General features: G+C 42.7%; 14 protein-coding genes. 8 read left to right on the plus strand and 6 right to left on the minus strand.

The genetic code is table 11. From position 1 onward, the window contains the following. Positions 1-54: 54 nt before the first annotated feature. Genes G1O98_RS11005 through G1O98_RS11015 form a run of 3 tightly spaced genes read right to left on the minus strand, consistent with a single transcriptional unit; the run spans position 55 to position 5,627 of the window. Entirely contained in the window at positions 55-1,674 is a 1,620-nt protein-coding gene (locus G1O98_RS11005; RefSeq protein WP_163928837.1) for a response regulator, read from the minus strand. 2 nt (positions 1,675-1,676) lie between these two features. Continuing rightward, positions 1,677-2,075, minus strand: a complete 399-nt coding sequence (locus G1O98_RS11010) for an ATP-binding protein (protein ID WP_345940545.1) — start codon at positions 2,073-2,075, stop codon at positions 1,677-1,679. Positions 2,076-2,078: 3 nt separating this feature from the next. Continuing rightward, entirely contained in the window at positions 2,079-5,627 is a 3,549-nt protein-coding gene (locus G1O98_RS11015) for a PAS domain-containing protein (protein ID WP_163928842.1), read from the minus strand. Between the two features lie 161 nt (positions 5,628-5,788). On the opposite strand from G1O98_RS11015, the gene G1O98_RS11020 reads away from it, so the two are divergent. From G1O98_RS11020 to G1O98_RS39850, 5 genes are all read left to right on the plus strand, one after another. Continuing rightward, positions 5,789-6,937, plus strand: coding sequence for an LdpA C-terminal domain-containing domain (locus G1O98_RS11020; protein WP_163928844.1), 1,149 nt, complete (start codon positions 5,789-5,791; stop codon positions 6,935-6,937). A 156-nt stretch (positions 6,938-7,093) separates the two neighbouring features. Next, the gene (locus G1O98_RS11025; RefSeq protein WP_163928846.1) at positions 7,094-8,827 is read left to right on the plus strand and encodes a R3H domain-containing nucleic acid-binding protein; all 1,734 of its coding nucleotides are present in this window, start codon (positions 7,094-7,096) and stop codon (positions 8,825-8,827) included. Between the two features lie 170 nt (positions 8,828-8,997). After that, positions 8,998-9,606 (plus strand): hypothetical protein, encoded by a 609-nt coding sequence (locus tag G1O98_RS11030; RefSeq protein ID WP_163928848.1) that lies wholly within the window; start codon positions 8,998-9,000, stop codon positions 9,604-9,606. A gap of 435 nt (positions 9,607-10,041) precedes the next feature. Further along, positions 10,042-10,431, plus strand: coding sequence for a hypothetical protein (locus tag G1O98_RS39255; protein ID WP_202985789.1), 390 nt, complete (start codon positions 10,042-10,044; stop codon positions 10,429-10,431). Further along, a complete protein-coding gene (locus tag G1O98_RS39850; RefSeq protein ID WP_345940544.1) occupies positions 10,397-10,531 on the plus strand; it encodes a hypothetical protein in 135 nt (44 codons plus the stop codon). The genes G1O98_RS39255 and G1O98_RS39850 overlap by 35 nt, the downstream gene beginning before the upstream one ends. A 184-nt stretch (positions 10,532-10,715) precedes the next feature. Here the strand turns inward: G1O98_RS39850 and G1O98_RS11040 are convergent, their stop codons facing one another. After that, positions 10,716-11,909 carry a Coenzyme F420 hydrogenase/dehydrogenase, beta subunit C-terminal domain gene (locus tag G1O98_RS11040; RefSeq protein WP_163928850.1) on the minus strand — a complete coding sequence of 398 codons (1,194 nt, stop codon included), beginning with the start codon at positions 11,907-11,909 and terminating at the stop codon, positions 10,716-10,718. Positions 11,910-12,001: 92 nt separating this feature from the next. Beyond that, the gene (locus tag G1O98_RS11045; protein WP_163928852.1) at positions 12,002-12,772 is read right to left on the minus strand and encodes a pentapeptide repeat-containing protein; all 771 of its coding nucleotides are present in this window, start codon (positions 12,770-12,772) and stop codon (positions 12,002-12,004) included. A gap of 495 nt (positions 12,773-13,267) precedes the next feature. Here G1O98_RS11045 and G1O98_RS11050 point away from each other — a divergent pair, with 495 nt between their 5' ends. Then, complete coding sequence (locus G1O98_RS11050; protein ID WP_163928853.1) at positions 13,268-13,534, plus strand: type II toxin-antitoxin system HicA family toxin; 267 nt, start codon at positions 13,268-13,270, stop codon at positions 13,532-13,534. Then, positions 13,518-13,730 (plus strand): type II toxin-antitoxin system HicB family antitoxin, encoded by a 213-nt coding sequence (locus G1O98_RS11055; RefSeq protein ID WP_163928855.1) that lies wholly within the window; start codon positions 13,518-13,520, stop codon positions 13,728-13,730. Before G1O98_RS11050 ends, G1O98_RS11055 begins: the two co-directional genes overlap by 17 nt. Positions 13,731-13,897: 167 nt before the next feature. Here the strand turns inward: G1O98_RS11055 and G1O98_RS11060 are convergent, their stop codons facing one another. Next, entirely contained in the window at positions 13,898-14,959 is a 1,062-nt protein-coding gene (locus tag G1O98_RS11060) for an L-histidine N(alpha)-methyltransferase (protein ID WP_175586624.1), read from the minus strand. A 205-nt stretch (positions 14,960-15,164) separates the two neighbouring features. Here G1O98_RS11060 and G1O98_RS11065 point away from each other — a divergent pair, with 205 nt between their 5' ends. Next, on the plus strand, positions 15,165-16,958 hold the full coding sequence (locus G1O98_RS11065; RefSeq protein ID WP_163928857.1) for an ABC transporter ATP-binding protein: 1,794 nt from the start codon (positions 15,165-15,167) through the stop codon (positions 16,956-16,958). Positions 16,959-17,038: the final 80 nt, after the last annotated feature.

The following is a 17,038-nucleotide window of genomic DNA, read 5'->3' on the forward strand; positions in this document are numbered from 1 at the left end:
TCATCTTCCTACCCTTCCCACACCTCCCACCCTCCCCGCCCCCTGCCTCTTTAGTCACAGGCTTAACGGCAGTTGAACTGTGAACATTGCCCAGCCATGAGAACTAGTAACTTCAATTTTGCCTTGGAGATATTCTACTAACTTCTTCACTAATGCTAAACCTAATCCTGTGCCGCCATGTTGCCAGCGATCGCTCTGAGGAATTCGGTAAAATGGCTCAAAGATGCGAGATTGTTCTGTTGTGGGGATTATTACCCCAGAATTACTAATTGTAATTTGAAAGTAGGGGACTTGAGGGTTATCTAATAGATCAGATTCAGCATCCTCATTTATGAGACTTTTTGTGGGGTCGATTATCCGAACATCCATTCTAATCTGTCCTCCAGGCGGAGTATATTTACAAGCATTGTTGAGTAATTCTGAGACAATTTCGGTCAGGCTAGCCAAGTCTGAAACTAAAGGTGGTAAATTTGGCACAACACTAACTTCCAAAGTCTGTTCTTTAGCTTTCGCACTTTCTTCAAAATACTCGGCGACGTGAGGCAGCCAATGTTGAAGTTGAATTGAAGTTAATTCCAATGGATAGACATCTGCATCAATCATTCGGATATGCAACAAATTATCTACTAGATTCAGCTCTTGTTCGCACTGCTCACGCAGGATAGTTAAGTAGCGGGCTACAGATTCAGATCGAGAAAGTGTGCTTGAATTTAAGCTGCCCTGCCGCTCAAGAATATTTTCCAGGGCGGAGATTGCCATTTTGATATTTGACAAGGGCGTTCGCATTTCATGAGAAGTGGTTGCGAGAAAATCCTCTTTCAACTTGTTCAGGCGTTGGAGTTCTGCCACTTGAATTTCTAGTTGTTGGGCACGTTCGGTTGCGAGATTGCGTTCTTCGGTGAGCCGTCGTTGTGTGTCATCTCGAAAAACTAATACTGCTCCTGTAATGATGCCACTGTTGTCTCTGAGGGGAGTAGCACTATCAGCGACTGGTATAGTTGTCCCCTCTCTAGTAATTAGTAAAATTTCACTGCCTAGATAGATAGTAGTTTCTTGTTGGAGGGCTGTGATAATTGGATTTTGGACAGGGATCTGAGTTTGTTCGTCAATGAGTCGGAACACCTCTGTTAACATCCGTCCCTTGGCTTCATCCCATCGCCACCCTGTTAATGCTTCACCTGCCTGATTTAGGTACTTTACACGCAACTCAGGATCAACTACAATCACACCGTCCCCTATTCCTCTAAGGACAGAACTCAAAAATTGCTCGCGATCGTAGCGATTGAGTGCTGTTTGAATGGCAACGTAAAGTTCTTGTTCCTTGATGGGTTTGAGAATATATCCAAAGGGGGATGTCAGTGTTGCCCGCTCCACGGTACTTCTATCCGAATGACCTGTAAGGTAGATAACAGGAATTTGCAAATTACGCCAAATTTGCTCAGATGCCTGAATACCGTCCATTTCGCCGCGTAACCTGATATCCATTAAAATCAAGTTTGGGCGTGACCCAGCTGCTTTTTCAATTGCCTCTTCTGCTGAATCAGCGATACCTAAAACAGTATATCCCAGAGACTCTAAACTTTCTTGTAAGTTGATGGCAAGAATATATTCATCTTCAACAACAAGGATTCGAACTGTCTCCTTTTTATATGTGTTTGATGGGATGCCAATCATTTTTATATCCGGCTGTTTGTAAAAGTAATTTTGAACTGTGTTCCCTGATGAGATTCAATTTCGAGTTTTCCTCTTAACTGTTTGACTAAGCCCTGAACAAGGGTTATGCCCAGTGTTTTAGCTTTCTTACTATCAAAATTTTCAGGTAAACCAATGCCATTATCTCGAATAATAAGTGTCAAAATAGACTCGGATTCTTGATAAAACTTAACCTCAATTTCACCCCTAATATTACCAACAAAGGCATATTTCAAAGCATTAGAAACCAGTTCGTTGATAATCAAGCCACAAGGAATGGCCGTTTCGATGTCAAGGCTAGCATCATCAACTTGAATCTTCAGGTGAATCTGGCTGGAATTGACGTTATAAGAATCAAATAAATGAGTTGTTAAATCTGGGATGTATTAAGCGAAATCAATATCAGTGAGGTCTTCAGATCGGTACAGTTTTTCATGAACTAGGGCAATGGAGGCAATGCGGTTTTGGCTATCGCGCAAAAGAGCTGTCACGACAGGATCTTGTGTCCGTCTGCATTGCATTTGCAGCAAACTGCTGACAATTCCTAAATTGTTCTTCACTCGATGGTGAATTTCTTTAAGTAATACTTCTTTTTCTTTAAGAGAGGCTATGATTTTTTCCTCTGCTTGCTTATGCTCGGTGATATCTTGGTGGACAGCTACAATGACGCTTCCATACTCAGGATGCCCAAAGATGGAAGCGTTTGACCTACACCAGAATGGGGTGCCATCTTTCTTAACATTATGAACTTCATAAGTAGCTTCACCATGTTGCAAAATAGCAGTCCTAATTGCCTGATTCACTTCTTCTGGTGTAGTATCTTCGTCACCGTAGTTCACAATCGACACATGCTGACCAGTTAATTCATCAGGTTCATAGCCAAACATCTGCTCAAATTTAGGATTGGTGTAGACGAACACGCCATCTATAGCACGAACTAGGCAAATTCCTTCTGCCATGTTGCGGGTAATTACTGCTTGCAACTCTAACATCTGTTCAGCACGTTTGCGATCGCTAATATCAATGATCAAGCCCAGCATCCGCACAGGGTCCCCTGCTTCGTTGTAAACGCCGCGTCCTTTCCCAGTCAGCCAGTGAACACTGCCATCGGGGTAAATCACTCGATATTCACCTCGAAAATTAATATGTTCTGCCAACGCATTGAATACAGCCTGTTCAATTCGCTCAACATCCTCTCGATGAACACAATCGCGCCATAGCTGATAGCTGGCTGCTGATGTTTCTGGCTCTAAACCTAACAAACGAAAATGGTTGTCGTTCCAGATAACTTCGCCTGTTTCAACATTCCAATCCCAAAGACCAATGTGGTTAAATTCTAAGGTTAGCCTTAGTTGTTCTTCACTTCTAGCTAAGGCAGCTTCGGCTTGTTTGCGTTGTGTAATATCTAGAACATATCCTAACAATTTAACTGCCTTCCCTTGAGGATCGTAAGCTATCTCTGCTTTCGCCTCAAGGTAGCGAACTGAGCCATCGGATAAAACAACTCGATACTCAATATTGAGAGGGGTTTTTTGAGTGATCGCTCGTTCAAAATTGGACTGGAACAGTTCCCTATCCTCTGGGTGAAGGATCTGGAGGAATTCCGGCTGGGTGGGTTCACTTTGAGTTGGATTTAGACCAAAAATGTGAAAGGTTTCCCTTGACCAGCAACGCTTTTTCGCTTCTAAGTTCCATTCCCAACTGCCTATATGGGCAATTTGTTGAGTAGTGGCTAGTTGCGCTTCACTTTGGCGCAAGGTTTCTTCCGCTTTTTGGCGATCGCGTAGCGCAATTTCCCGTTCGGTGACATCTTGGGCAGTACCATAAAGGCGAATCACCTCTCCATCGGCGTTGAATTCTGCATATCCAATGCCCTCAAAATAGCGATTAGAGCCATTCTGCGGGACACGGAGAATTTGTTTGTAGGACTCACCAGTGGCGATCGCCCGCTCAACTGCTTGGTGCAATTTCTGCCCATCTTCAGGGTGATACAATTGCAGATTTTCCTCATAGCTTGGTTCAAGAAGTGCGGGTTCTCGATTGAAGAGATCAAAAAGCCCCTTTGACCAGGTAATTTTGCCACTGGCAAGTTCAAACTCCCAATTACCAAGGCGAGCAACTCGCTGTGATTCTTCTAGCAGAGCTTGACTTTTGCGTAAGGTTTCTTCACTGTTTTTGAGATCGGTGACATCTACCACTAGTCCATCCCAAGTCACACGCCCATCCTGCAACTGGCGTGGTGTAGAACGAAAATGAAACCATTTGAGTTGACCACTAGGCGTTCGGATTCGTAGTTGAATATCAAAGATAGACAGATTTAGCCGGGACTCTTCAACGGCTTCCTGTAGACGGGGAATATCCTCTGGGATAAACTGCCGATAAAGCAAAGATGAATCTCTGAGTGCATCTTCTACTTTGACTTCCGTCAATCTTTCAATCCCCCCACTCAGATAGGAAAAGCGATCGCTTCCATCCAGTTCGCGGATCACCTGATAAACTACACCATTGGGCAGATTATCTCCAAGCAAGTGCAACATTACTTCCCGCTCATGCAAAGCGCGTTCGGTTTGTTTACGTTCAGTGATATCTCGCCCTTCAGGAATCAACAAAACGACTTTACCTGTCTCGTCTTGAAGCGGACGCAGTGAAAAATCGATTGTTGCTACTCGCTCATTTGCGCCTAGAACGTCAACTTCATAGCGGACAAACTCTCCTTGAGCTGAACGAGCGATCGCTTGTTTTAATTCTTCTTGAATTTGCGGTGAAATTGTCCACCAATGTGTTTCCCAAAAAGGGCGATTGATCACATCTTCCAGCTGAAGTCCGGCAAAATTAAGCGCAGTCTGGTTAGCCTCCAGTAAAATACCAGATGGCGTTAGCAGTCCTGTGAATTGGAAAGTGTTGTTAAAGATAGCGCGGAATCGGCGATCGCTTTCTTGCAATTTGGCAGTGCGTTCTTGGACTTTGGCTTCTAACTCAGTATTGAAGATTTGGAGGTTACGGTAAAGTTCGGCTTGTTGAATAGCGATCGCTAATTGTACAGTCAGTTGATTGAGCAATTCCACCTCAAATGCCTGCCATTGCCGGGGAGCAGAACATTGATGCACAATAAATAGCCCCCAGAGTTCAACTGCTGAAGTCGCTATGTTTTCTACCAGAATGGGGACAATTAAATTCGCCTTTACCTGAAACTGTTCTAATAATTGCAGATGGCATTCACTTAAACCCGCTTCGTAGATGTTCGTATTTGTCCAAATTTTTCCTTGGCGATATTTTTCCCCCTGGCTTTCTTGAAAACAGGTATCTTCAATCTCTAGTCCCAAACTTGATTTCCATTCAGGTAACACCGACTCTGATACAATGCAACCCTGCATAAGGGGAGTGAATTGATATATTAGTACCCGATCGGCACTCAATAACTGGCGGACTTGTTGAACACTAGTAGTAAGAATGTCTTGAAGCTGCAAAGATTTGCGGATATGCAGAGCGATCGCTCCTACTAGGCGTTGTTGTTCCTGCTGCTGTTCTAGCTGCTGCATTAGCTGCTTGTGCTTGATCGCCCCATGAATCGTTCGGCAGAAATTTTCTCGGGTCAGTTTTCCCTTAACTAGATAATCATGGGCTCCACTCTTGAGAGCTTGGACTGCGATCGTTTCGTCTCCCTGTCCCGTCAGCATAATTACTGAAATTTGGCTGCTGGAAGTTTGCCTCTGTAGCTTAGTAAGAAATTCCAGCCCATCTAAATCTGGTAATAGATAGTCCAACAAAATCACATCCGGTATTTTCCCTTGGCAAGCTTGTAGCGCCTTATTTGCAGACTCAAATTCGGAAATATTATAAGTGTAGCGATCATCCCGCTCTAGGAAGCGCCGATACAAAGCTCTGTCTTCAGGAGAGTCTTCTACAAAAAATACAGTTATTGCATTGACTGTCATGTATATCAGCTCCTCAGAAAGCTGCGGCAGTAGGTGAGAAGAATGAATAATCAATAATACCCAATACCCAATGCCCCATTCCCAATCTCTAATTTAGGAAATCCGGATTTTTTCTTGATTACAGACTACTATTTTTAGTCGCATAAACGCATAATAGAATAGTGACTGATCTGTTCGTCCCTTTACAATCTCTCAAACAAGGTGACTGGTTCAAGCTCATCTGCGGAGCTAGCTTCCAGCATTTGCCGGCAGTCAGAAATTTAACGTTAGCCTATACTTTGGCGGGCGCTGACTGCATAGATGTTGCAGCTGATCCAGCAGTGATTGCAGCAGCGCAAGCAGGGCTACAAGTAGCTAAAACTCTAGCTAAAGATGCCCAACAGCGAGGCTTTGACTACAAAGGCAACTCACCCTTTTTAATGGTCAGCCTAAACGATGGAGAAGACCCCCATTTTCGCAAAGCAGAATTTAATCCTACTGAGTGTCCTAGAGACTGTCCTAGACCCTGTGAACGAATTTGTCCGGCACAAGCAATCGTATTTGACAATATCAAAGAAGATTTTTCAGGAGTAGTATCCGAAAAATGTTATGGCTGCGGTCGTTGCATCCCAATTTGTCCTTATGGTATAATTTATACAGCTTCATACGTGACAACGCCAGGAGCGATCGCGCCATTAGTAATGTCAACAGGAGTAGATGCCGTAGAAATCCATACACAAGTAGGGCGGTTGGCAGAATTTCAGCGATTGTGGCAGGCAATTTCACCGTGGGCCGATCAATTAAAGGTACTAGCCATCAGCTGTCCCGATGGCGAGGGGATGACTGATTACCTAAGAGCAGTGTATGACCTGATTGCCCCACTCAAAAGTGCTTTAGTTTGGCAAACCGACGGTCGTTCTATGAGTGGCGATATTGGCGATGGCACGACAATAGCCGCAGTGAAATTAGGGCAAAAAGTTTTGGCAGCAAAATTACCGGGATATGTGCAGTTAGCAGGCGGCACAAATAGCTATACCGTTGCTAAGTTAAAGACAATGGGACTGCTGAAGAGAGGGGAACAAGGAGGACAAGAGGGAATTTCTCCCTTGTCCCCCCCCTCCTTCATTTCCGGGGTCGCCTACGGTAGCTACGCCCGTGTACTGCTGTCACCAATTCTCGAAAAGTTAGAGAATAAGGAGGTAAGTAACACCAATATGAAGGCGACTGTTTGCCTAGAAGAAGATGAAGTATTACTTTGGCAAGCTGTAGAACTTGCCCATTCTCTCGTTTCCCAGATCAAGTCATCTCAGAGAAGGGAGAGTGAGCATTAATTAAGCATAATTACTAGGTACCAGAAGATACTGTAATTTATGTCTAATTTATGTTTGTATAGTCAAGGTAGGAGGTTTGAGCATTGAATGAGCGCTTGAGAACAGTTAGAAGCTGAAAGTATCTGATTTACTGTTGTTTCCGTCACCATAGAAAGCATGACGATTACAGACGATCTCCAAAAGTTATTAGACATTTTGCCCCAAGACCTGCAACAAGTACTAGAGAGTCATCCCAAACGAGATATTTTAGTAGAAGTGGTCTTGGATTTGGGTCGTCGCCCAGAGGCTCGCTTTCCTAATCAAGCTGAGTATCTGAGCGAAATACCCGTTACTCAAGAACAGATAGATGATTGCATTCAACGAGTCGGAATTTTTGGTGGAGATAATCGAGCAGGAATTGAGCAAACTTTGCATCGGATCAGTGCGATCCGTAACCGTACTGGTAAGATTATTGGCTTGACCTGTCGCGTTGGTCGGGCGGTATTCGGAACCATTGGCATGATCCGCGATTTGGTAGAAACTGGTAAATCGATTCTCATGCTCGGTCGTCCAGGTGTGGGCAAAACTACCGCCTTACGGGAAATTGCCCGTGTTTTGGCAGACGATCTGCATAAGCGAGTGGTGATTATTGACACCTCCAACGAAATAGCTGGAGATGGTGATGTTGCCCACCCCGCCATTGGTCGCGCTCGGCGGATGCAAGTGGCTCATCCAGAACAACAGCATCAGGTGATGATTGAGGCAGTGGAAAACCACATGCCAGAAGTCATTGTCATTGATGAAATTGGCACGGAACTGGAAGCTTTAGCGGCTCGTACTATTGCTGAACGGGGCGTACAGTTGGTAGGTACTGCCCACGGGAATCAGATCGAAAATCTGATTAAAAACCCTACCCTGGCTGATTTAGTTGGGGGTATCCAAGCTGTGACTTTGGGAGATGACGAAGCCAGACGGCGAGGCTCTCAAAAGACTGTTTTGGAGCGTAAAGCCCCTCCTACCTTTGAAATTGCTGTGGAAATGTTGGAACGCCAACGCTGGGTAGTACACGAAAGTGTTGCTGACACAGTAGATAATCTGCTGCGGGGTCGTCAGGCTACCCCACAAACGAGAACCGTTGATGACCACGGCAAAGTTGCGGTGACAAGGCAGTTAGCTGTTGTCAACGGTCGCGGTGGACAGTTAGGGACAGTGGAAGAATCTTTCCCACCGGCACGACCGTCTAATGGCTGGCGTTCTTCGGGACAAATGGTTGCACTGCCACAATTGCCTGTAGAACGGGTGACTGGGCGTAGTGAGTTTGATCGATTGCTGGATGAATCCTTCAATTATTCTGAGAGCATCGATTTAGATGCTGCGACAAGAGTGCCAGGGCCAAATGGTGAAGATTTGCCACTGCACGTTTACCCTTATGGCGTTAGCCGCCATCAACTAGAACAGGTAATTAGCGTGCTAACTTTACCCGTGGTATTGACAAAAGATATAGATAGTGCAGATGCAATTTTAGCACTGCGATCGCACGTCAAAAACCACGCCAAATTACGCCAAATGGCCAAAGCCCGTCATGTCCCCATCCACATGATTAAGTCCAGCACCATTCCGCAAATTACCCGTGGCTTGCGGCGGTTGCTGAACATGGACGACCCAGAAATGACCGATGACCTCGAACTGCAACTGTTTTTGCACAGTGGTAGCGATGATGAGATGGATGCCTTGGAAGAAGCTAGACTTGCTGTTGAGCAAATTGTGATTCCTAAAGGACAGCCAGTTGAGTTATTACCGCGTTCTCCGCAAGTTCGCAAAATGCAACATGAGTTGGTAGAACATTATCGCCTCAAGTCGCATAGTTTTGGCGAAGAACCAAATAGAAGATTGCGGATTTATCCGGCCTAACTTCACCCTTTACCCCTCTTCGCAGTGCAAAGAGGGGTAAAGTAACGAACCGCATAGACGCAAAGAGCGCATTCGCGCAGCGTCTCGCAGAGAAAGAAGAAGGAAAAGAGAGAAATAAAAATCTGTGTTACCAAGTATTGTTGGCTTGATGGAATACTAGGAGACACCTGATGTCCTATAGAGAGTTTTCTTTACGAAAAGTAAAACAAGACTTTAATCTCACCTTAGTAGAAGGTGGGCGATTTTTACCTTCTATAGAACCAATTTCACCTAGTCCTCTATTAGCTGAATTTTTAGCAGAAAGTATCCAGCTAGCAATTGCAATGGGTTCTGAGAAAGCTAGATCAGAATTGATTATCAGCCCAATCTTGTTTGAAGTCAGGAAAATTCTCAACAGACAAATCAGTTTTTTTTCGGGAGAAGAATTTAACGTTGAACCAGAAGTTGGACTGGCTGGATTTTGCGACTTTATGATTAGCATTTCCCCAGAACAATTATTTATTGAAGCTCCAGCAGTAGTAATTGTAGAAGCTAAAAAGGAAAATCTTAAAGGTGGTTTGGGGCAGTGTATCGCAGAAATGATCGCCGCCCAAAGGTTCAATACCAAATACGAAAAACCTATTGCTACTATCTACGGTAGTGTTACTAGTGGCAATCTGTGGACATTCATCAAGCTGGAGGACAGCACAGTTACTATTGATTTAACTGAATATTTAATTCCGCCAGTAGAGCAAATCTTAAGTATTTTGGTGTGGATGATTAGATCGCAATCAGCTTGAAGCAGGGTTTCGCTTTTGATTGTTGTTAATTTACGCAACCAGTACAAAAAAACTAATATTATCCCATCCTTCCCCTTAGAAGGCGGTTAAAATCTTAGGTAGATTCCCACATCATTTACATATTTCGCAATGCCAAAAAACCCGGTCATGAAAACCAGGTTTTTGTGGGGTCATATTTCCCCAAGGCTACTTATAGAAGTTATTTATAAATCAGTGTTCTGGTAATTACTACCAAACTTAGATTATCAATTTCGGAAAATTATCGCTCAATTATCACAATTTTTTCTCACTCACCTGTGCAGATGCCTGGATTGGGCTACGTCTAGGCTCATGTCTGCTATTAGCTTGATAACAGTGTTATCGCTCACTACTGATTGAAACTGAGATCACAATGTTGGTCTGAGAACTTTGCTATTATTTGCTACTTTAAAATATATGCAAATAATTGAAATTTCTCCATTCCAAGCATTTCGCCGGAGTGTGACGACGGTGATGCAAGTAGTTCCAAAGGAGCTACGCTATGTGGCAATTTTGACATTACTGGGTGGTGCAGGCCCAGCGATCGCTATTTGGCTCAACAAGACGATCATTGATGAAATTACCCGTTTATTGAGTACGGGAACAACGCAGAATGCGATCGCCTTGATACTTTCCCAACCCCTGCTACTCTCAAGTCTTGCAGGTTCACTGCTGGTAAATTTGGTAAGTGATGCGATCGCTAACATCAATAGCTTCGTATATACTTCTCTGCGCGTAGGCGTAGCCCGCCGTAGGCATCGCTCGTGCTTTGTTGCGACTGTCTCCAGCCGAATTACTCATACTTGATGAACCAACAGCAAACCTTGACCCTAAAACAGAACATGAGATTTACAACATTTTGCGTACTCTAGCAATGGGGAGAATAACCGTTATCGCCTCGCCTTAGCAAAACTAGCAGACCGAGTAGTAGTCCTAGAACACGGTCAAATTATCGAGGTAGGCACTCATGACGAACTCATTGCACTAGGGGGACAGTATCACTTAATGTTTACTCGTCAAGCTAGTAGTTATAACTGAGCGGGGAATGGGGAATGGGGAATAAGCAATGCCCAATTCCCAATTCCCAATTTTTATTCTGGTAACTTATATTGATCAACAATACGCTTGGCAAACTCTGGAACGTGCGCTTCTAATTTCTCTGGATGATTTCGCTTTACATATAAATAATTGCGAGTAAAGTGAGAATCAATGGAAAACCGCGCATATTCCAAACCTTTGGGACCGATTTTTTCGATAACCACACCCATGAGTTTAGCTGCCCACATGGGGAGGGTAACGCCTTTATCGTAAGCGGGAATACTTTGCTGTACAGCTTCCTTGCGATCGCCTTTAGACGTAACTGGTTGGGTGTCTAACTGGTCTTGCACCAAATCCAGCATTTCCTTACCAGTGTCATTTCTAACGACAATCCATTGCCAGCCGAAGGGTGCGCCCATGTAGCCAACAACTAAATCAGCTAGGGAGTTGACGTAATCAAAGCAACTCATACACGATGGGGCAAAGACATCTTTGAGTTTGTTGGTCTTCAAACCAAAGAAAGGCACTGTTTCTGATGAGCCATCCTCATGTTTGAAGTGAACCCGGAAGTCTTGCATGAATTCGTAATGCACAACTGTTTCTGGCGAACGGCTAGTGGTTTCTAAGAATTTTTGCAATCCCGCGCGGTTAACATTATCTACGCAGGGTGTACCCAAAACATACAGTTTTTCTAAACCCAGTTGTTTTTCTACGGCTCGTAATGCCTGGATTTGGCAACCAACACCAATTACCAACAGCCGCTTCATCCCCGATTTTTCGATCTGTTCCAATACGGAAAGGTTAGGGGAAAGCGTTGGTTTATTTACCCGCGCTGCTAGTATTTCTTCTGGAGTTCGGGCGATGATGGGCATGGGTTGAAAGCGGTCTTCTTTGGTGTTTTGCACACAGACGACACCTTCAACTAAGCCACGATTGAGCATTTCAATGGCAATGCTGCTAACAATACCCGTCCATTGTGCGCCTTCGATGGGCTGCTGTTTCCGCGCCGCCATCATGTCTTGGTGGACACCAAAGTATAGCTCATCAGGGTTGTCGAGATGGCGCGATCGCGTGTGGGTTTCTGCTTCAAGTTCGCCTATTTGCTGATTAATAAAAGCGCAGGCTTCCTTGACATAGTGAATATAGTATGTATCGCATAGTCCGCACTCGCTACAAAGTTCTTTAGCAGGGCGGCGGCTAGTAGGTTTTAAGGCTTTGGCTTTTTTGTGAGGAGAAACTGAGGTCATATAAATTTTTTGTTTTATCCAGTAATCGCTTTTATTACAATACCTTTACTGGCTATGAATTCTTTCAACTCTCCTCCTCAAAAAGAAAGCACTCAGAAAGGGAAGAACTGGAGCAAGACTGAGCCAAGGCTTCCCAAAAAGTCAACGAAACTGGGTTTACCAGGGCTTACCTTATCATTTACAGGTGTTTGCAGTTCTTTAATAAAGGCTTGGGCTGTTTGTGTTCCAAGGCCATTATTTTGGGATGTAAACAATTTTTCAGCAATTTGGGCATCTTGGAATGCACCTTGTCTATCTAGTATTTGGTAACGGGCGACACCACGAGCTAAATAAGCACCAGCATATTCTGGTTTAATAGCGATCGCTTGATTAAAATAACTGATTGCTTGCTGTTGGTTGCCTTTTTGACCTTCCGCTATACCTAAAGCATAAAATTCTTCTGGTGAAGCAATTTGTGATGGTATACCAACTGCACCTTGGAAGTTAGCACCATTTAAGTAAGCACCCTTCATTTCTGCGTTTGCTAGATAAGTATTTCTCAAATCAGCACCCGCCAAATTTGCCCCGCTAAATTTAGCTTCGCTCAGGTTAACACCAAATAAACTAGCGCCACTCAAGTTTGCACCCCGTAAATCTGCGCCACTCAAGTTTGCACGGCTAAGGTTAGCACCTGTGAGATTAGCTCCGCTCAAATTAGCTCCAGATAAGTCAGCCATTACTAAACCTGCATTAGTCAAATCACAGTTTTGACATTGCTTAGTTGCCAATAATTGGCTAATATGTTCAGAATTTGCTGCTTGTACGCTTGTTGTCAAACTAATCGTGGTTAAAAATGCGGCTGCACCTAGAATTCGGTTCTTCATATTCGCGTAATATTTCTTACTCAATATTCAACCTTGACTGAGATGGATTTATACCTCAGCATTATGATATGAGCAATCTTTACAATTTGACCTCTGTAGTTACCTATATCACTTGTAAATTTGGGTATAAGGGTTATAGGTTAGGTTTAATACACCGTCTTTGCCGAGGTATACCTTTTGTTGTGTCTGGCATACGACCGCATTTCTCTATTTTATAAACAAGCGATCGCATTGTAGAAAAATAACCAAGCTATGACTATCAAGCAAAATGATGTACCTTCACAATAGTCAAAAATGAGGTAACAACCCTAAACTCAGTGCAAAACATCTCTTTAAATCAAGCATCTGTGACATCCAAATAGTTAGGATTTCCTTCAAGAAAGTAAATCAGTGGAGCGGTATACAAGTCAAAGGGCAAAAAGAAAGATTTGCTTTTGTATTTCCCGATTTTAAATAAATATGAGACTATAGAAACATTAAAGCAGTCAGAAAAACGTGAGTCAGCAAGACAAACTCTTAGACAAAATTCTCTCTGGGACTTCTGATACAGACATCCCTTTCGCCCAACTGTGGCAACTCTTATATACACTAGGCTTTGAAGAACGTATTCGTGGCGATCATCGTATTTTTTTCAAAGCCGATGTTGAAGAAATATTGAACCTGCAACATAAAAAAGGCAAAGCTAAAAGCTATCAAATTAAACAAGTTCGGGCAGTGATTCTCAAGTATAAGCTAGGAAGTAAAAATGATGTTTCGGTATGAAATTATTATCTACTGGAGTGAATTAGATCAAGCCTTTATTGCTGAAGTACCAGAATTATCAGGCTGTGCTGCTGACGGTGATACTTATCAAGAAGCTCTGCATAATGTAGAATTAGTTATGCAGCAATGGATAGAAACGGCTAAGGATTTAGGGCGTTCAGTTCCTCAACCTAGACCACGTTTGATGTATATTTGATTGCTCCAATCAAGTAAGTCAAACTGATTTTTTAGTATCATCAGAAATATTTGACTTCATCTACCATAATCGTATCTATAGCAGTCCTAAATCATTGATGAAAAGTTAGAACACCGACTTCTTCGAGAAGTCGGTGTTCTATACACCGCAAAGTATAATTGAAAAAGTTAGTTACTAACAACCTTACAAATTACCATGATATGTGATTTATATTTGTCAGTACTATATTGAATAAGTTGCAATCCAGAACGTTCTAATTCTTGCAACAGTTTAGGTATTTCATATTTATGATGTCGCCAAATAGTAATTTCTTCACCTTCAGAGATTTTAATTTTTTTATCTATCCCCATCTGACTGAAATTTATCGTGTAATCATGATTAAATTTCATGTTAGCAACTATACTATCGGTTTTTAAATCATACTTTCTCACTAATTCGCAATCTTCAGATTCAATCCCAATCTTATTTTTAACCCATCCATATATTTCTTCTACATGATACTTACAACCACCTCTGACGTTTCCATCCCATTTAGAGTTAGAGCCAATTTCATTAGTAAATACTAAGAAATCATTTTTGCTCATGCTCTCTCTAAAGTTTTTGAATACCTTATCTCTATTTTGATGGTTTCCAATAGTAACACCTAAGTGTAAAAATATTTTTGCTGTATTGTCAATTTCAAGATCAGGATTATTTTGAAATAAGGTTTTTGGGACACAATTATTTTCAATATCAATTGTGGAACTGACAAATTCGACTTTGGGAAACCATTTTTTAAAATTCTTCTTTGATAAAATCAGCAATTCTTCACTAATATCCAAGGCAACATATTTATTAACCTTATCCAATTTATTAAGTCTTTGAATAAAGTCTTTAACTGGATAGGAATTTCCTGCACCAACATCTACTATGTTGATTTTATTACCACTTTTAATGTTGTCATTAAAATATTTAAAGTTATTTTTTAAAAGCTCAATTTCTACATTGGATGTTCGATACCATCTAGGAATGACATATTTTTGATAAAAATCATCCCAAATTTTTGCACCTCTACCTTTATAAGAATACTTTAATGGGATTTCTCGTCTGATTTCTAAAGCAAAAATGATTCCTAAAATTTCTTCTTCCGAAAAAATAGAGTAGAACTCAGAACTTGGCTTTGCTGTGCGACTGATAGCAGTTGACATCTCTGAGGAAACTTGGGAATTGTCATGAAAATTTTGAGCCATTATTCTTGTTCTTTGGTTTTCTTCGGTATTTAAATGGATTAGCCGCAATGCTTGCCAAAGATGTATCTTCCCATGCCGTTGTCCCCAAATTTGAACCGAAATTTAAACTTTTCATCATAAATAGATCCCATATTCCCCATTGACCAGTTGTTTTTTTACAATCAAAGTGCGAGATAATTTTCCAAAGATAGAGGGGTGAATTCTAGTGGTTCAGCAACCAAAACTCCAGGAAACTTCGTCGATACAGTCAATGCAGCGTGTGCTGAAAAGTTTAAGCAGTTACCGATGGACTTCGCTAGGAGCATTGGTCAGCCTGTTACTGTTGACGATCGCAAATGCCGTTACCCCACAACTATTTAGATGGGGAATCGATCAGGGTATTATCCAAAAAAACCTCCAAGTTGTGCTGTACAGCGCCGCCTGGATGGTACTCGCCGCGATCGCTCGTGGTTTATTTAATTTTGGACAAAGCTATTTAGCAGAAGCAGCCTCTCAGGGTGTAGCTTATGACCTGCGGAACAAGATTTTCAGCAAAATTCAAAATCTCAGTTTCAGCTATCATGACCAGGCGCAGACTTCCCAACTCTTAACCCGTGTCACCAGCGACATTGAGCAGATCCGTACTTTTGTTGGCACTAGCTTAATTCAGGTCATTGGTGGAATTGTCACACTGGTAACTATTGCAGTAATTTTGCTGGTGATGAACTGGGAACTAGCACTGATCACCCTAACAGCAGTGCCCATATCAGCATGGTTGATGGCAAGATTTGTCGGTCGAAATAACAAACTTTTTCGGCAAGTACAAGAGCAATTAAGCAACCTCAATGCTGTATTGCAAGAGAACTTGTTAGGAATACGGGTAGTGAAAGCCTTTGTCCGGGAATCAGCCGAAAGGTCGCGTTACACAACCCTAAATGATGGTCTAGTTAGGGCAAACATGAAGACCATTAGTGCCATCCATAATACCTTCCCGTTTATCTTTTTGCTGAGTAACTTTGTCACACTGGCAGTTTTCGGCTATGGGGGAGCGCAGGTAATTGGGCGTAGATTTTCTATTGGCGAATTGGTAGCTTTTAACTCTTACCTAGCGTTGATTCTCCAACCAATTTTGTTGATTGGATTTGCTGCACCTGCGATCGCTCAATCAGCCGCTTCTGCTGAACGAGTCTATGAAGTTGTCGATGCAGAAGTAGAAATTCGCGATCGCCCCGGTGCTGTCCCATTTGACACCTGCGTTGGTAGAATCACCTTTGAAAATGTTTCCTTTCGCTATCCGGGAGCCACCACTGAAACTCTCAAAGAAGTTTCCTTTGAAACAAGGCCCAAAGAGCTAATCGCCGTTCTCGGAATGACTGGTTCCGGGAAAAGCACAATTATGAACCTGCTTGCCCGTTTTTATGATGTCACAGGGGGAGCAGTTCGCATTGACGGACGAGATGTCAAAGATTTCACGCTCAAAAGCCTGCGATCGCGAATTGGCATTGTATTTCAGGAAACCACCCTTTTCTCTGGCACAATCCGGGAAAATATTGCCTACGCTAAACCCGATGCAACCCTAGAGCAAGTGATTGAGGTTGCAAAAACCGCCCAAATGCACGATTTTATTATCAGTTTACCCGATGGCTACGAGACGATTGTGGGTGAACGGGGCGTAGGCTTATCTGGTGGACAAAAACAAAGAATTGCGATCGCTCGAACCTTACTAACCGATTACAGCATTCTGATTTTGGACGATAGCACCTCAGCCGTGGATGCCAAAACTGCCGCCCATATTCAAGCCGAACTAGATGGCTTAATGCGCCAAAAAGCTTGTACAACTTTTGTAGTAGCTCAACGCATTAGCACTGTCAAGAATGCCGATCGGATTTTTCTCATGGATAAAGGTCGATTAGTCGCTCAAGGCACTCACGAAGAATTGATGGAAACCAGCCCCCTCTACGGTGCAATTTTGGAATCTCAGGTAAAGACGAAAGAAAAAAATGATACAAAACTAAGATAAATAGTATTGCTTGAGATTTTTATAACAACCTTGTAATCCAAAACCATTCGACTGAGCGTATCGCTAAAGCGAAAGCTTCG

The organism is Nostoc sp. UIC 10630 (assembly GCF_010747425.1).
Classification (GTDB): Bacteria; Cyanobacteriota; Cyanobacteriia; order Cyanobacteriales; family Nostocaceae; genus Nostoc.